18 protein-coding genes are annotated in these 15,788 nt (G+C 47.7%); 16 read left to right on the forward strand and 2 right to left on the reverse strand.

What is annotated here, in order from left to right; all coding sequences use genetic code 11:
• Position 1 precedes the first annotated feature (1 nt).
• Positions 2 to 553 (reverse strand): hypothetical protein, encoded by a 552-nt coding sequence (locus tag A7981_RS08100; RefSeq protein ID WP_067266912.1) that lies wholly within the window; start codon positions 551 to 553, stop codon positions 2 to 4.
• 67 nt (positions 554 to 620) lie between these two features.
• Here A7981_RS08100 and A7981_RS08105 point away from each other — a divergent pair, with 67 nt between their 5' ends.
• The 16 genes from A7981_RS08105 (at position 621) to A7981_RS08180 (ending at position 14,560) form a co-directional block, all read left to right on the forward strand.
• Positions 621 to 1,043 carry a DUF2946 domain-containing protein gene (locus A7981_RS08105; RefSeq protein ID WP_067266913.1) on the forward strand — a complete coding sequence of 141 codons (423 nt, stop codon included), beginning with the start codon at positions 621 to 623 and terminating at the stop codon, positions 1,041 to 1,043.
• Between the two features lie 108 nt (positions 1,044 to 1,151).
• On the forward strand, positions 1,152 to 3,236 hold the full coding sequence (locus A7981_RS08110) for a TonB-dependent receptor domain-containing protein (RefSeq protein ID WP_067266914.1): 2,085 nt from the start codon (positions 1,152 to 1,154) through the stop codon (positions 3,234 to 3,236).
• A 112-nt stretch (positions 3,237 to 3,348) separates the two neighbouring features.
• Positions 3,349 to 3,555 (forward strand): cytochrome oxidase putative small subunit CydP, encoded by a 207-nt coding sequence (gene cydP, locus A7981_RS08115; protein WP_067266915.1) that lies wholly within the window; start codon positions 3,349 to 3,351, stop codon positions 3,553 to 3,555.
• 11 nt (positions 3,556 to 3,566) lie between these two features.
• Positions 3,567 to 5,147: a cytochrome ubiquinol oxidase subunit I gene (locus A7981_RS08120; protein WP_067266916.1), complete on the forward strand. Its 1,581-nt coding sequence runs from the start codon at positions 3,567 to 3,569 to the stop codon at positions 5,145 to 5,147.
• Between the two features lie 12 nt (positions 5,148 to 5,159).
• Positions 5,160 to 6,305: a cytochrome d ubiquinol oxidase subunit II gene (cydB, locus tag A7981_RS08125; RefSeq protein WP_067266917.1), complete on the forward strand. Its 1,146-nt coding sequence runs from the start codon at positions 5,160 to 5,162 to the stop codon at positions 6,303 to 6,305.
• A gap of 9 nt (positions 6,306 to 6,314) precedes the next feature.
• Complete coding sequence (gene cydX, locus A7981_RS08130; RefSeq protein ID WP_067266919.1) at positions 6,315 to 6,434, forward strand: cytochrome bd-I oxidase subunit CydX; 120 nt, start codon at positions 6,315 to 6,317, stop codon at positions 6,432 to 6,434.
• Positions 6,435 to 6,647: 213 nt separating this feature from the next.
• Positions 6,648 to 8,021: a polynucleotide adenylyltransferase PcnB gene (gene pcnB, locus A7981_RS08135; protein WP_067266921.1), complete on the forward strand. Its 1,374-nt coding sequence runs from the start codon at positions 6,648 to 6,650 to the stop codon at positions 8,019 to 8,021.
• Positions 8,018 to 8,494, forward strand: coding sequence for a 2-amino-4-hydroxy-6-hydroxymethyldihydropteridine diphosphokinase (folK, locus tag A7981_RS08140; RefSeq protein WP_067266923.1), 477 nt, complete (start codon positions 8,018 to 8,020; stop codon positions 8,492 to 8,494). Before pcnB ends, folK begins: the two co-directional genes overlap by 4 nt.
• A gap of 39 nt (positions 8,495 to 8,533) precedes the next feature.
• Positions 8,534 to 9,181 carry a deoxynucleoside kinase gene (locus tag A7981_RS08145; RefSeq protein ID WP_067266926.1) on the forward strand — a complete coding sequence of 216 codons (648 nt, stop codon included), beginning with the start codon at positions 8,534 to 8,536 and terminating at the stop codon, positions 9,179 to 9,181.
• 3 nt (positions 9,182 to 9,184) lie between these two features.
• Positions 9,185 to 9,970, forward strand: a complete 786-nt coding sequence (gene panB, locus A7981_RS08150; RefSeq protein WP_067266928.1) for a 3-methyl-2-oxobutanoate hydroxymethyltransferase — start codon at positions 9,185 to 9,187, stop codon at positions 9,968 to 9,970.
• Complete coding sequence (gene panC / locus A7981_RS08155; RefSeq protein ID WP_067266930.1) at positions 9,970 to 10,800, forward strand: pantoate--beta-alanine ligase; 831 nt, start codon at positions 9,970 to 9,972, stop codon at positions 10,798 to 10,800. Before panB ends, panC begins: the two co-directional genes overlap by 1 nt.
• A 14-nt stretch (positions 10,801 to 10,814) precedes the next feature.
• Positions 10,815 to 11,747, forward strand: coding sequence for an alpha/beta hydrolase (locus A7981_RS08160; protein WP_067266932.1), 933 nt, complete (start codon positions 10,815 to 10,817; stop codon positions 11,745 to 11,747).
• A gap of 77 nt (positions 11,748 to 11,824) precedes the next feature.
• Positions 11,825 to 12,205 (forward strand): aspartate 1-decarboxylase, encoded by a 381-nt coding sequence (gene panD, locus A7981_RS08165; protein WP_067266934.1) that lies wholly within the window; start codon positions 11,825 to 11,827, stop codon positions 12,203 to 12,205.
• A gap of 67 nt (positions 12,206 to 12,272) precedes the next feature.
• On the forward strand, positions 12,273 to 12,635 hold the full coding sequence (rsfS, locus tag A7981_RS08170; RefSeq protein ID WP_067266936.1) for a ribosome silencing factor: 363 nt from the start codon (positions 12,273 to 12,275) through the stop codon (positions 12,633 to 12,635).
• Between the two features lie 18 nt (positions 12,636 to 12,653).
• Positions 12,654 to 13,121 carry a 23S rRNA (pseudouridine(1915)-N(3))-methyltransferase RlmH gene (gene rlmH, locus A7981_RS08175; protein ID WP_067266939.1) on the forward strand — a complete coding sequence of 156 codons (468 nt, stop codon included), beginning with the start codon at positions 12,654 to 12,656 and terminating at the stop codon, positions 13,119 to 13,121.
• A gap of 8 nt (positions 13,122 to 13,129) precedes the next feature.
• Positions 13,130 to 14,560, forward strand: a complete 1,431-nt coding sequence (locus tag A7981_RS08180; RefSeq protein ID WP_067266942.1) for a deoxyribodipyrimidine photo-lyase — start codon at positions 13,130 to 13,132, stop codon at positions 14,558 to 14,560.
• 6 nt (positions 14,561 to 14,566) lie between these two features.
• On the opposite strand, the gene A7981_RS08185 is transcribed toward A7981_RS08180, so the two are convergent.
• Positions 14,567 to 15,577 carry a class 1 fructose-bisphosphatase gene (locus tag A7981_RS08185; protein WP_067266944.1) on the reverse strand — a complete coding sequence of 337 codons (1,011 nt, stop codon included), beginning with the start codon at positions 15,575 to 15,577 and terminating at the stop codon, positions 14,567 to 14,569.
• Positions 15,578 to 15,788: the final 211 nt, after the last annotated feature.

Consider the following 15,788-nt stretch of genomic DNA (forward strand, 5'->3'; position numbering starts at 1 on the left):
CTCACTTGTTAAGAGGCTGAGGTGTTTGCCAGCTTCTGCCTTCATCATCAGAGATAGCGGCATAGTGTTTGTCGTCATTCATATCCAGCCAGTTGATCGTTACTTTGCCAAGCTCAGCAACGAGTGCCACTTCGGCGATAGAGGAGACACTTAAACGCTTGACGGGAGAAGACACCCATGCATCACCATCCATGCGCGCATAATACAAGCCCGGCTTTTTGGCGGAACTCCACACCAGATGCCAGCCCCAATCACCGCCACGTGCAATGGCAAGGTTACTAAAATTGCACGCATGTCTTTCACCGCCGAAAGTCACGCGTTTTAAGGTCTGCGATTCAACACTTAATCCTTGTGTACTATCTTGCGCGTAGGCAATTGCCAAGTCATGCACACCATCTGCGAAAACATGCTCAAAAAATAATAATGTCTGCCCGTTATCAGCTTTAATTTGAGTCACTGGGCAATGATCATCCAACAGCTCCGCAAGTGCATCGCGTGGTAATAATGGGGATATTGTGAGGAAAATAACGAGTTTTAGAAAATTCAGTCGCATCGCAATCTTAAAAGTTACACATGTAAATTCTAGTTAAAAAAACCAGCTTACACTGCTATCATGCCGCATGGAATTTTTCAGGCAAAACCGTGGTGTATTATCGCAACGCTTTATCGCGTGGCTAAGCTGCTTTGCTATTCTACTTGGCTCCCTTGCTCCGGCAATTTCGCACGCGATAGCCAACATCAAAGGTCAGCCTGCCCCCTGGTCTGAGATATGTTCAACGTCTGGGAATAAATTCGTACCTTTCAATATCGCTCTAGCCGCGAGTAATAAAGAGTCAAACGACAATGACTCTCGACCCATGAAGATGGAACATTGCGCTTACTGTACGATGCATGCATCAACGTTTGCATTGAATGATCAGCGCCTGCTTGCGCTACAACCTGCCAATCTGTCTTACTCACTCCCCAAACTTTTCTATCAGGCGCCGTACCCACTATTTGCATGGGCATCGGCAAATCCACGCGCCCCGCCCTTAAACCCCTAATCGTTCAAAGCCATACGCCATTCATTGGCATTTATCGAACTTAAGAGCATCTGCAATGCAGCATACAGTGCTATCTGTAGCCGCTCTTAAAGCTATTAGGGAAATAACATGCAATTTAATTACAAAGCTATTTACATGTGCCTACTTGCCGCTTCGGCGAGTAATGCCTACGCGGACCATATCGAAAAAAACGAGACCCAAACATTGCCTACCGTGACGGTAACGGAAAAGAAAATAACTACGAGCGCATCTCTCACTCAAGCAGATATGCAGGAAGCAATAAAAGAGATTAATAAGACTGCTGGTGGTGTCACGGTGGTAGATGCCGAGAAAGTGCGTGAAGGTCGCGTTTCAAACTTCAACGACACACTGGGCATGGCAACGGGAGTCTTCGCACAGTCACGTTTCGGCGCTGAAGAATCTCGCCTATCGATCCGCGGTTCTGGTTTGCAGCGCACATTCCACGGACGTGGTATTCAATTGATGCAAGATGGCATCCCAGTTAATTTGGCAGATGGAAGTTTCGATTTTCAAGCAATAGAGCCTTTATCCACACGCTATATCGAAGTGTTCCGTGGTGCGAATGCGATGAAATTCGGTTCTAGCAATTTAGGTGGGGCAATTAATTTCGTCTCGCCTACAGGCTATGATGCTCCACAACTAGAAGCACGGGCAGAGTTTGGTAGTTTTGGTTATCGACGCTTTGGTCTTGCAACTGGAGGCGTAGTTGGCAATCTTGATTACTTCGTTAGCACCAGCACATTTGATCAAGATGGGTTTCGTGACAATGCCCAACAAAGTGCAGAACGGACGAATGCAAATATCGGCTACCGCTTTAATGAAAATGTAGAAACCCGCTTTTTCCTTGGTTACGCCAACAGCAATTCTGAACTACCAGGCAATCTCACAAAAGCTCAGCTTAAAGATGATCCTAGTCAGGCAATTCTTAGCGCAACTACTGGTCAACAAAGACGGAACATCGATGTATGGCGCATAGCCAACAAGACAACGATATTACTGGATAACGGCAGGCTAGAGTTAGGTGGATATTATTCAGATAAAACATTATTCCACCCTATATTCCAGATTCTGGATCAAGATAGCCAAGACTATGGCCTATCTGTGAGATTAGTACAGGAAGGCAAGCTGTTCGGATTACGCAATGAGTTCATCACTGGCTATACACCTAGCTATGGCGAAACCGAAGAAACTCGTTGGCAAAATCTGCAAGGCTCGCGTGGCGTGATGAGGAATAAAACAAAACAGGTCGCAAGCAACAATGTGCTGTATGCAGAGAATAGGCTGTTCGTGTTACCTGATTTAGCCCTTGTTACAGGCCTGCAATACACCAATAGTAAACGTGAGTTAAATGACAAATTTATTACTGGTACAGAGGGTGATGAAAGCTTCAACACCAGATATGTCCAGACAAGCCCTAAAATAGGCTTGCTCTATCAATACACGTCACAAATCCAAGTATATGGCAATGTTTCACGCAGCTATGAACCTCCTTCATTTGGCGAACTTGCTGGCGGTCTGCGCCCCAATATCGTCAGCGCCCAAGGCGGCACTACATTTGAGATTGGTTCTCGCGGAAACAGTACTAATGTAGATTGGGATATATCAGCTTATTACGCAAAATTACAAGATGAACTTCTGCAAACGGCTGTATTCGTTGCAGGTAATAGTGCGGCCCCGGCCTCACAAACAACTAATGCTTCGCATACTATACACGCGGGTATTGAGATGGGGATGACTGCTCGTTTACCCGGCAACCTAGAATGGCGACATAACCTTCTAATCAACGAATTTAGATTCGATAACGATGATGTATACGGCAATCGCAACTTGGCTGGCGTACCTAAGTCATTACTCAGAGGCGAGCTCTTGTATCGGAAGAATGGCTTTTATACAGGCCCGACTATCGAAACATCTCCGCAACGATATGCTGCCGATTTCGCAGAGACTATCTATGCGGATAGTTACACCATTTTTGGTTGGAAGATGGGTCAGCAAATCAACAAGCAAGTCTCTTGGTTTATTGAAGGGCGTAATCTTACAGATGTAAACTATGCGGCAACGACTGGTGTAGTACGCGCATTAAATACCACACCCGGCCCAAACAACAATGAGGCACTATTCCTTCCCGGAGATAGTCGCTCTGTTTATGCAGGCATGCAATGGCGTTATTAAAATAAATTAAACGTAAGCTACATCAAAAGCCCAAAGCCGTCATAAAATAACGGTCTTGGGCTTTTTCCATAATACCCATATTTTTTTTATGGGATTATGTTAGTATAGCGAAATGTTGATTAGGCAAAGCTTAGACCACATCAGATTCCTGAAAAACTCAGGGAAGATGGGGCGGCTTGCTGTTGAGATCACCATTATCCTGATCATCAAGATCATACTGATCTGGTTGCTTTGGTACTTCTGTTTTTCCCATCCAGTCAAAAAACCTGATCGCCAAGAAGCGGTTACCCGCATCATTTTGAATAATCCATCTGAATAGGCTCCATTCATATGCTTCCATCCGCAGAAGTCGTTGACCTTTCCCGACTACAATTTGGCGCTACGGCGCTTTACCACTTCCTGTTCGTGCCGCTAACGCTTGGCATGACGTGGATATTAGTCATCATGGAATCTGTCTACGTGATGACGGGCAAGCAAGTTTATAAGGACATGACCAAGTTCTGGGGCAAGCTATTCGGCATCAACTTCGCCATGGGGGTGACCACTGGCATCACGATGGAATTTCAATTCGGCACCAACTGGGCTTACTACTCACATTATGTGGGCGACATCTTCGGTGCACCGCTCGCGATTGAAGGCATGATGGCGTTCTTCCTCGAATCAACCTTTGTCGGGCTATTCTTTTTCGGCTGGAATCGCCTATCAAAAGAAAAACACTTGATGGTCACATTCCTAGTTGCGATCGGCTCGAATCTTTCGGCGCTATGGATATTGATCGCCAATGGCTGGATGCAAAATCCGGTGGGTGCTGAGTTCAACTATGAAACCATGCGCATGGAGCTGACCAATTTTGCCGAGGTGATCCTTAACCCTGTAGCGCAAGTCAAATTCGTACACACAGTAGCCGCAGGCTACACAACAGCGGCCATGTTCGTACTTGGCATCTCATCTTGGTATCTACTTAAAAAACGCGATACAGGCTTTGCTTTGCGCTCTATTGCCGTCGCCTCAGGTTTTGGTTTGGCTTCTGTCATCTCCGTCATCGTATTAGGGGATGAATCAGGTTATACCACTGGCGAAGTGCAGAAAGTAAAACTAGCCGCTGTAGAGGCGGAGTGGCATACCGAACCAGCACCGGCATCGTTCACAGTCATGGGCCTGCCAAACCGTGATGCCGAACGCACGGATTATGCGGTCAAGATCCCTTATGTCATGGGCATCATCGCAACGCGCTCGACCACTGAAGAGGTGATGGGGCTGATCGACATCAAGAATGAGAATGAGCAGCGCATCCGTAACGGCATGACGGCTTATGCTGATTTGCAAAGAATAAAAAGCGGTGATAAAAGTGACGAAGCCATCGCTGCATTTAAAAAATCCAAAGACGACCTAGGCTTTGGCTTACTACTGAAGAAATACACGCCGAATGTCACCGATGCAACTGAGGAAGATATCAAGCATGCCGCCAAAGATACGATCCCTAATGTGTTTGTGCTGTTCTGGTCTTTCCGCGTGATGGTCGCGATGGGTGTGTTGATGTTGTTTATCTTCGCAGCCTCGTTCTACTTCACGGCAAAACGCACGATCTCGAAACAAACATGGCTGCTTCGGCTGGCGTTATTCGCGATACCAGTGCCATGGATCGCGGCTGAAGCAGGCTGGATAGTGGCCGAGATGGGGCGTCAGCCATGGACGATCTCTGGCATATTGCCAACGCATCTTTCGACATCGTCTCTTGGTGCCGGGGAGCTCTACTTCAGTATCGCCGGTTTCATTGGTTTTTACACATTGCTGCTGATTGTCGAGATGTTCCTGATGTTCCGTTACGCACGACTTGGCCCTTCCAGCCTGCATACCGGCCGCTATTACTTCGAGAGAGCAGGCGCTCCTGCGGGATTAACGAGTCACTAAAAGAGATCCATCATGACATTTATTGATTATGAAACACTCAAGCTCATCTGGTGGTTATTCATCGGCGTATTGCTGATCGGCTTTGCCGTCATGGATGGCTTTGATATGGGCGTTACTACATGGCTACCTTTTCTGGGCAAAACCGACGATGAGCGTCGCGTCATCATCAACTCGGTCGGCCCGGTTTGGGAAGGCAATCAGACATGGTTCATCACGGCTGGCGGTGCCATCTTTGCTGCATGGCCATTCGTTTATGCAGCAGCATTCTCAGGGCTATATATCGCGTTGCTATTAGTATTATTTGCCCTGTTCTTCCGCCCTGTCGGTTTTGATTACCGCAGTAAGCTCGAAGACCCTCGCTGGCGCAATATGTGGGATTGGGGCTTATTCGTCGGCGGTGCCATTCCTGCAACCGTCTTCGGTGTAGCTTTTGGCAACCTGCTGCTTGGCCTACCTTTTCACTATGACGATACATTACGCTCTTTTTATACAGGCAGCTTCTGGGCATTGTTGAATCCATTCGCCTTACTTTGCGGGCTGACCAGTTTGAGCATGCTAATGATGCACGGTGCGATCTATCTCCAACTACGTACCGATGGTGAAGTACAGACGCGTGCAACTAAAGCAGCGGTGGCCGCCGGTATTATCTGCGCTGTATTGTTTGCCATCGCAGGTATCTGGATCGCATTCGGCATTGAGGGCTATCGCATCACGAGCATCCCCGATGTCAACAGTGCAGTGAACCCTTTAACAAAGACGGTCGAGAAATCCATCGGCGGCTGGCTATCCAATTACCATACATACCCATGGATGATGTTGGCGCCTGTGAGCGGTTTTGCAGGGATCGCGATTGCATTATGGGCGGGTAAACAAAAATATGAACGCACGGCATTCCTGTTTAGTAGCATCGCTATCGCTGGCATCATATTAACGGCAGGATTCTCCATGTTTCCATTCATCATGCCATCAAGTACTGATATGACAAGCAGCCTGACTTTATGGGATGCCGTATCAAGCTATAAAACCTTAGGCATTATGTTTATCGTGACATTGATATTCCTGCCGCTGATTACCGTTTATACCTCTTGGGTTTATCGTGTGATGCGCGGCAAGGTCACGATCCAGCAGATTCAAGATAACACGCATACTTCATATTAGGAGAACACAATGTGGTATTTCACATGGATTCTAGGTGTCGGCTTGGCACTCGCTTTTGGTATTATCAATGTCATGTGGCTTGAGGCTGAGTACCCTTTTGATGAGCAGGCGGAGAATTCAGAGACATAAATAAATGGTTGCTAACACCTAATTTATCTATCCTGTAAGGCTATACCCATCTACCCGCCATCCCTCAGATGGCGGGATTATTGTAATAACCATCTCGTTCGTCTTTCCCCTACAAGCGATGACTAAACGCTACTAACTCTACAGCACTGAGCGCATTAGGCTATAATTCCATCAAACTGTTTCTGTTGGACCACTCTCAGGCAACACTTATCAATGATTAAAAAACTGCTACAGCGCGTTTTTAAGACCTCTTCAAAATCAACACCCAATTCTGGCAAAAAAGCCAAGCCCTCTTATACGAATGCAAAACGCATTCATAGCAAGATTCATCGTATCGACCGAAAACTGCTGAGTACAGGGGCTCTTAAAACTACCGAAGGTTTACAAAAAGCGGGCTTCGAGGCATTTGTGGTCGGCGGTGCAGTACGTGATCTCTTATTAAAGAAGCGCCCCAAAGATTTTGATATCGCCACCAATGCCACCCCGGAACAAGTAAACCGGGTATTCAGGCGCTCACGCATCATCGGTCGCAGATTCAGGCTGGTACATGTGATGTTTGGCGATGAGACAGTAGAGGTCTCTACCTTTCGTGGCAGCCATATTGGGGACGACATCGATGCCAAGACGGCAGAGAGCGGGCGTATCCTGCGTGACAATGTATTCGGCAATCAGGAGGAGGACGCTGTAAGACGCGATTTCACTGCGAATGCGCTGTATTACGACCCTTCTACAGAAGAAATCCTTGATTTTCATGATGGTGTCGCCGACATACAGGCTGGCATCTTACGCATGATCGGCGACCCGCTTACACGTTATAAAGAAGACCCCGTCCGCATGCTACGGGCGATCAGGCTTTCAGCGAAACTAGGATTGACGATCGATAAATCGACAGAGGCTCCGATACCAAAACTTGCTGAAGCGCTTCACGATGTACCGGCTTCGCGCCTATTCGATGAGATGCTGAAACTATTTCTCTCTGGCCATGCCATTGAGAGTGTGAACTCACTACGCAAACATAAACTGCATCATGGCTTGCTGCCAATGCTGGATGTCGTACTCGAGCAACCTATGGGTGAACGATTCGTCAAGCTGGCATTAAAAAACACAGATGATCGCGTGCTGGCAGATAAACCCGTATCACCTAGCTTTCTATTTGCTACTTTGCTGTGGCATGAAGTACTTGTTGCATGGCAAAAAATCCAAGATCAAGGCGAAAACCCTATCCCGGCCTTACATATCGCCATGAACGATGTGTGCGACATACAAGCGGAGAAACTAGCGATTCATAAACGTTATAGCATCACGATGAAAGAGATTTGGGGCTTGCAACCGCGTTTTGAACAGCGCGCGGGCCGCCGCCCTTACGCTTTGCTGGAGCATCCCCGCTATCGTGCAGCTTATGATTTTTTATTGCTGCGCTGTGAGTCTGGCGAGATACCGAATGAGCTTGGTAAATGGTGGACCGATTTTGCCAATGTAGATGCTGACAAGCGACAAACGATGTTGCTACCCGATACTGCGCCGAAAAAACGTCGCCGCCGCACCCGCAAAAGATCCGCCAGCAGTAAGGCAACGGAGCAGGCATGAGTCGTGCCTACATCGCGTTGGGCAGCAACCTGAAATCACCTGAAGAACAAGTCTCCAATGCCCTCGCGGAATTAGATAGCATCACTGGCACCAAGTTAATCAAAGCATCATCACTCTATCGTACGGCACCCATAGGCTACGATAATCAGCCTGATTTCATTAATGCGGTCGCCGAGATCGAGACATCATTACCACCCTTGGATTTGTTACATGCTTTACTTGCGCTGGAAACGACTTATGGCCGTGAGCGGCCTTTTCCCAACGCGCCAAGGGTATTGGATCTAGATCTGCTGACCTATGAAGACATCGTGCTAAACAGTGAAACATTGACCCTGCCTCACCCGCGTATGCACGAACGCGGATTTGTCATGATACCGCTTGCCGAGATAGCACCTGACTTGGTCATCGGCCAACATGGTAAAATAACCAAGCTTGCCCAAGATTATGCCAATCAAGGTGTGGAAAGAATCTAGAGAACTTGGAACAGATAGAGAACTGGAACCGTCAGTAGCATGAGTATTTTTGACAAATTCCCCTACATTGTCGTTGAAGGCCCGATCGGCAGCGGAAAAACAACGCTAGTCCGTCAGTTGGCCGATATGTACTCGGCTAACGTGTTACTTGAAAATGCCGAAGCTAATCCATTCTTGCCGCGTTTTTATCAGGATGCGCCACGCTACGCGTTACCTACGCAGATATTCTTTTTGTTCCAGCGTGCAGAACAGATTCGTGAGCTGACACAGCGCGATATGTTCCACCACCACATCATTGCGGATTTTTTCCTTGAAAAAGATCCGTTATTTGCTCAACTGAACCTAGATGATGAGGAGTTCTCCCTTTATCGACAAATGTACAAACATCTACAGGTACAGGTTCCAAAACCAGACCTTGTCATTTACCTGCAAACGCCTGTAGATGCGCTTGTCGAGCGCGTGAACCAACGCAACATCCGCTATGAACAAGAGATTCCCAGAGAGTATCTGGCAAGATTGGCGGATGCCTATAGTGAGTTTTTCCACCAATATGATGGTGCGCCGGTATTGATTGTGAACAACGAAAAGCTCAATATCACCAGCGATGAAGAATCACTCAAACTACTCATTGAACGCATCATGCAGATTCGCGGACGCCGCGAGTTTTTTAACCCTAATTTCGAATAAACCATGAATCTCGTTAGTCTTCAGCAAATGGCCGTCAAAGGCGAAAAGATCGCTGTACTTACTGCATATGACGCAAGCTTTGCCACTTTATGCGATAACGCAGGCGTGGATGTCTTACTAGTGGGCGATTCCCTTGGGATGGTATTACAAGGCAACGACAGCACGCTATCGGTCACGATGTCGCAGATGGTGTATCACACAAAGTCCGTCGCAAAAGGCACAAAACAGGCTTACATCGTTGCTGACATGCCTTTTGGCAGCTACCAGCAAACCCCGCCACAGGCCTTACGCAATGCCAGCCGTTTAATGGCCGCTGGCGCGCACATGGTCAAATTGGAAGGCGGCGCAGTCATGGCGGATACCGTCAAATTCCTCGTTGATCGTGGCATCCCGGTATGCGGTCATTTGGGACTTACCCCACAATCTGTTCATCAACTTGGCGGCTATCGTGTGCAAGGTAAAGATGATGTCTCGGCACAACAATTGGTAGCTGACGCACAGGCACTGGAGAGCGCTGGTGCTGGCATGCTGGTCATCGAGATGGTACCTGCAAACCTTGCAAAGCAAGTAACCGAATCACTCGACATCCCTATCATTGGCATAGGCGCGGGTGCTGATTGTTCAGGTCAGGTATTGGTGCTGCAAGATATGCTGGGCATCTACCCCGGCAAATCCCCTCGTTTCGTCCGCAACTTTATGCAGGGTGCCAGCAGTATACAAGAAGCCGTAAAACACTATGTTGAAGCGGTAAAAACGGGGAGCTTCCCTACAACAGAGCATAGTTTCTAATGCAAATAATCCATACCATTGCCGAATTACGTGCACGGCTAGCACAAGAACCCAATATCGGGTTCGTGCCCACGATGGGTAATCTGCACGCAGGCCATATCCATCTGGTGAATTTAGCAAAACAGCAAAGCCAATGTGCAGTCGTGAGCATTTTCGTCAATCCATTGCAATTTGGCGTGAACGAAGATTTGTCCACATATCCACGCACGCTGGATGCCGACTGTAAAAAGCTAGAAGCCGCTGGTGCCGATATTGTTTTTGCGCCCTCCGTTGCCGAGATGTATCCCTCGCCACAAACGATGCTGATCTCGCCACCGCCGATTGCCGATGAGTTATGCGGTGAAGTACGCCCTAGTCATTTCGATGGCGTAGCAACCGTGGTAATGAAGCTATTTAACATCGTGCGCCCTCATATCGCGATATTTGGCAAAAAAGATTTTCAGCAGCTATTCATCATTCGTGAGCTGCTGAGGCAATTCAATCTCCCGATCAAGATTATCGCGGGCGAAACCGTGCGTGAAGAAGATGGCCTAGCCATGAGCTCACGCAACGGCTACCTGAACCCGGCGCAGCGCATTGAGGCAAAGCGCCTTCACCGTACCTTGCAGCAGATCGTGCAATCTGTACAAAAAGGGCAACGCGATTACCCTGCGATCGAATCGCAAACCACCCAATATCTGACACAATTAGGCTGGATAGTCGACTACATCTCCATCCGCTCAGCCAACAGTTTGCAACATGCAGCACCTGAAGATCGCGAACTTGTCGTACTTGGCGCGGCAAGGCAAGGCAACACACGCCTGATCGATAATATCGAATTCAACTTCTAAATCGGAGCAATGTCATGCGGTACGCACTGATGATTCTTACATCCCTGTTACTTCTGGGGTTTCAGCCAGTTCAGGCGGGCCCTTTATTGGATTTACTCGAAGGTGATGGTAGTGAAGTCTCCACGCCACTTAGTGCAAAAGACCTGCCAGAAGGCATCAAACTATTAAAAGATGTCAGTTATGGCAATGCCAAGCTACAAAGCATGGATGTGTATGTTCCCGTAAACGCTACAAATGCACCTATCATACTGATGGTGCATGGAGGCGGCTGGAAACATGGTGACAAAAACAATAGCCGAGTCGTGAAAAACAAAGTCGCTCGCTGGGTAAATAAAGGGTTTATCTTCATCTCAGTGAATTACCCCATGCTGCCTGAATCGATGGCACTACAACAAGCGCAAGATATCGCTCTGGCATTAGCCACCGTACAGAAAAAAGCCGTGGATTGGGGTGGTGATGCCAGCAAGCTTATATTGATGGGGCATTCCGCAGGGGCTCACCTTGTAAGCCTGATATCGTCGCAACCGTCGCTCGCTTCAAGTTTTGGTGCAAAACCCTGGCTTGGCACTATCTCGCTTGATAGTGCAGCTCTTGATGTGCCGTTGGTTATGAATAAACGCCATCTTGGTTTTTACGACGAGGCATTCGGTAAGGACATGGCTTATTGGAAAAGCACATCGCCCATCGACCAAGTGACAAAACAATCACTACCACTCTTGGCCGTGTGTTCTACAAAAAGAAGAGATAAACCGTGCATTCAGGCCTATGCCTATGTCGCAAAAGAAAAAGTATTGGGCATAAAAGCCGCAGTTTTGGAACAAGACCTAAGACACAGTGAAATCAACGAACAATTAGGCTTGGACAGTCCATACACTGCATCTGTAGAAGGCTTTATGGCCGAGCTGGATAGTACCGTTGCAGAAAAGCTGGCCGTAACCAAACATTGATAAGCCCAAGAAGTTTTATACAAATGCAGGTTTACTTTATAATTAGCTCTTTACTGAACTAAGGCGTACAAGCAATCATGCAAAGAACCATGCTCAAATCCAAATTGCATCGCGTGCGCGTAACGCACTCGGAGCTGGACTATGAGGGATCCTGTGCGATTGATGATGCATTGCTTGAGGCTGCTGATATCCGTGAATATCAACAGATTGACATCTACAACGTCAGCAATGGTGAGCGTTTTACCACCTATGCGATCCGTGCCCAACGCAACTCGGGCACGATATCGGTTAATGGTGCGGCCGCCCGCAAGGCCAGCCCTAATGATCTGCTGATTATTGCAAGTTACGCCAACTACACTGAAATAGAACTAGAGAAGTTCAAACCGCAATTAGTATATGTCGATACAGAGAACCGTATCAAAGCCCAACGCCAAGAGATTCCGGTACAAGCTGCATAATTGAATGTCTTTACGAATTCAGCTGCCCCATATATCGCCTTAGAATCAGGCATCTATAGAGAACTCAATGCTAGAACTTGAAGAAATTAAACTGGCCGTCATTGACGCGCTGGAAGATATTAAAGCCTTTGACATTACCGTCATGGATGTACGCAAGATGACCTCCATGACCAGTTACATGATCGTCGCCAGCGCCAACTCAAGCCGTCAGGCTAAAGCAGTCGCCGATAACGTACGTGAAAAGCTCAAGGAAAAAGGCGTCCCACTGCGTGGCACCGAAGGTGAAAAAGAAGGCGAATGGGTATTGGTAGACTTGGGTGATATCGTTGTGCATGTGATGTTGCCAACGACACGCGCCTATTACAACCTCGAACAGCTTTGGGGCGCAGCAGACGCTCGCCGCAAGACCCCAGGCGCTGCCACAGCCTAAACACCCCTTCAAGAAAAAATGAAGCTCCGTATACTCAGTGTTGGCCACAAAATGCCAAACTGGGTCGAAAGCGCTTGCAGCGAATACATCAAGCGCATGCCGCGCGAAATGGTCATCGAGATCGTCGAGATCAAACCGGATAAACGTGCCGCAGGTAAAAACGCACAGCAGGTACAAGAAGCTGAAAGTAAGAGAATTCTTGAAACCGCAGGCAAAGACTACCTAATTGCCTTAGATGAACATGGCGCCACCGTAACGACCATCCAACTGGCTGACCGTATGCAATCATGGCAACGTGAGGGGCGCGATGTCTCACTTGTTATCGGCGGCGCTGATGGATTGCATCCCGATATAAAAGCCCGTGCACATTGGATGTGGAGCCTTTCAGCCCTAACTATGCCTCATGGCATGGTACGCGTGATGCTCACCGAACAACTCTACCGTGCTTGGTCTGTCATCAAGAACCATCCTTATCATCGCGAGTAAATCGACTCATGCGACCAGATACGCAGACATCATTAGTATGGTTTCGTCGAGACTTACGCGACTATGACCATGCAGCGCTCTACCATGCACTTAAGAGTTCGACAGCAGTCCACTGCGCCTTTGTATTCGACACTGAAATTCTCGATTTACTTACAGACAAGGCAGACCGCCGTGTCGAATTCATCTGGGAAAGCGTACGTGAACTCAAAGAGGCGTTAATCAAGCAAGGTGGTGATCTCATTGTGTTACACGGCAAAGCGCGGGAAAAGATACCTGCACTGGCAAAATCTCTGGGCGCGTCCACCGTTTTCACCAACAGAGACTATGAACCACAGACGATTGCGCGAGATGCTGATGTAGCGACAGCATTGGTCAAAGAGAATATCGAATTTCAGCAATTCAAAGACCAAGTGATCTTCGAGCAGGATGAAGTGCTCACGCAAACCGGAAAACCTTATAGTGTCTACACACCCTATAAGAACGCACACCTTAAAAAACTCAATGATTTCTATCTTACAGCCTACCCAGTTGATAGATACATCGAAAATCTAGCCAAAACAAAATCTACAGCATTGCCCGATCTCAATACTTTTGGCTTTCAGCGTACGAATCTAAAAACACTCAAACTACCGACAGGCATGGCTGGCGGCTTGGCACTGTTCGATGATTTTAAAGATCGGGTGGCAAAATATAAAGATACACGCGACTTTCCTGCGATCAAAGGTCCTTCTTATCTCTCTGTACATCTAAGATTTGGCACCGTCTCAATCCGGCATTTAGCCCGAGTCACATGGCAAACAAATGGCTATGGCGCAGAAACCTGGTTGAATGAATTGATCTGGCGGGATTTTTATTTTCAGATACTGCACCATCACCCACATATCGCCCATGGCAAATCTTTCAAACCGGAATTTGATGCCTTACCATTCCCTAACAATGAAGCCTTATTCAAAGCATGGTGCGAAGGCCAAACTGGCTATCCGTTGATTGATGCCGGTATGCGACAATTGAACCAGACTGGCTATATGCACAACCGCTTACGCATGGTGGTCGCAAGTTTTCTGGTCAAGGATCTTTTAATTGATTGGCGCTGGGGAGAAGCCTATTTTGAAAAGCAACTCATCGACTTCGATTTCTCTGCCAATAATGGCGGCTGGCAATGGGCAGCCTCGACAGGCTGCGATGCCCAACCTTGGTTCAGGATTTTCAACCCGATCACGCAATCTGAGAAATTCGATGTGCATGGAAAATTCATACGGAAATATGTACCTGAACTTGCATCTTGCGATGACAAAGAAATCCATGCGCCTTGGCTGATACCTGCATTACGCCAGCAATCAATTGGTATCAACATCGGCACCGACTATCCCCAGCCAGTGGTAGACCACGCGACACAAAGAGAAAGAACCCTCGCCCTCTACAAGTCAGCGAATCAGTAGACTTAATTAGTCCTGTTGTTGGTGGTGATATGCCACCACGCGCTCGACCTCAACTTTTGAACCTAATATGACCCCCACTCGCTGATGCAGCGATAGCGGCTGGACACCCATCATCGGCTCATAACCCGTGGAGGCCAGCCCACCCGCCTGCTCTATAATAAAAGCCATTGGGTTAGCTTCATATAACAAACGCAGCCTGCCGCCGCGCTCACGTGTTTTTTCATCTACCGGATACATGAATATCCCACCACGTACCAATATTCGATGCACTTCTGCCACCATTGAAGCCACCCACCGCATATTAAAATCTTTGCCGCGCACACCTTCAACACCAGCCAGGCACTCAGCAATATATCGTTGCACTGGCAACTCCCAAAAACGCTGGTTCGACATATTGATAGCAAACTCTTTTGCCTCATGAGGAATAGCCATATCGGGATGGGTCAGCACAAATTCGCCCAACGCATCATCCAGCGTAAAGCCATTTACGCCCTGCCCTGTAGTGATGACCAACATTGTCGATGTTCCATACAAAGCATAGCCTGCGGCTACCTGCTGGCTACCTGGCTGTAAGAAGTCCTGAAGTGCCGGCACCTCAACACCATCAGGGCAGCGTAAGATAGAGAAAATGCTACCAACACTCAGGTTCAGGCTGATATTCGATGAGCCATCCAAAGGATCAAAGACCAGCAAATAACGGCCTTTTTGTTGGTGGTTTTCGATAAAAGGCTGCTCCATCTCTTCTGAAGCCATGCCTGCAATAAGCCCGCTGATTTGCCCCGCTTCCAGAAATATCCTGTTACTTTCCAGATCAAGCACCTGCTGTGTTTCACCGTGGGTATTCGTCGATGCTAAACTACCGGAAGTGCCTGCTAGTGCACCTAGCCTGACGATGGAGGATATCTTGATGCATGCACTCGCTACATCATTAAGCACACGCGGTAATCCATCATGATCGGCGGACGAAAAATACCGCTGCGTTTTAGCCAAAAATGTCGAGAATGTCTGGGCTTGCATAGTGCCCCTGCCTAATAAATAACGATTAAAATATAATACGTAGCTGATGATGCAAAAACACCCGCTCTTTACTTGTTTCCTTTTTACAACATGTCTTTAATATGTCAGAATTAGTGAAATGGGTCATAGACAATACCAAGTCGCTCAGTTAAAGTTCGGCTTACTGGCTTGCAGTTTAAGCTAAAAACTAAATAGCAATAAAAAATTTGGA

The organism is Methylovorus sp. MM2, from assembly GCF_001648895.1.
GTDB lineage: Bacteria > Pseudomonadota > Gammaproteobacteria > Burkholderiales > Methylophilaceae > MM1.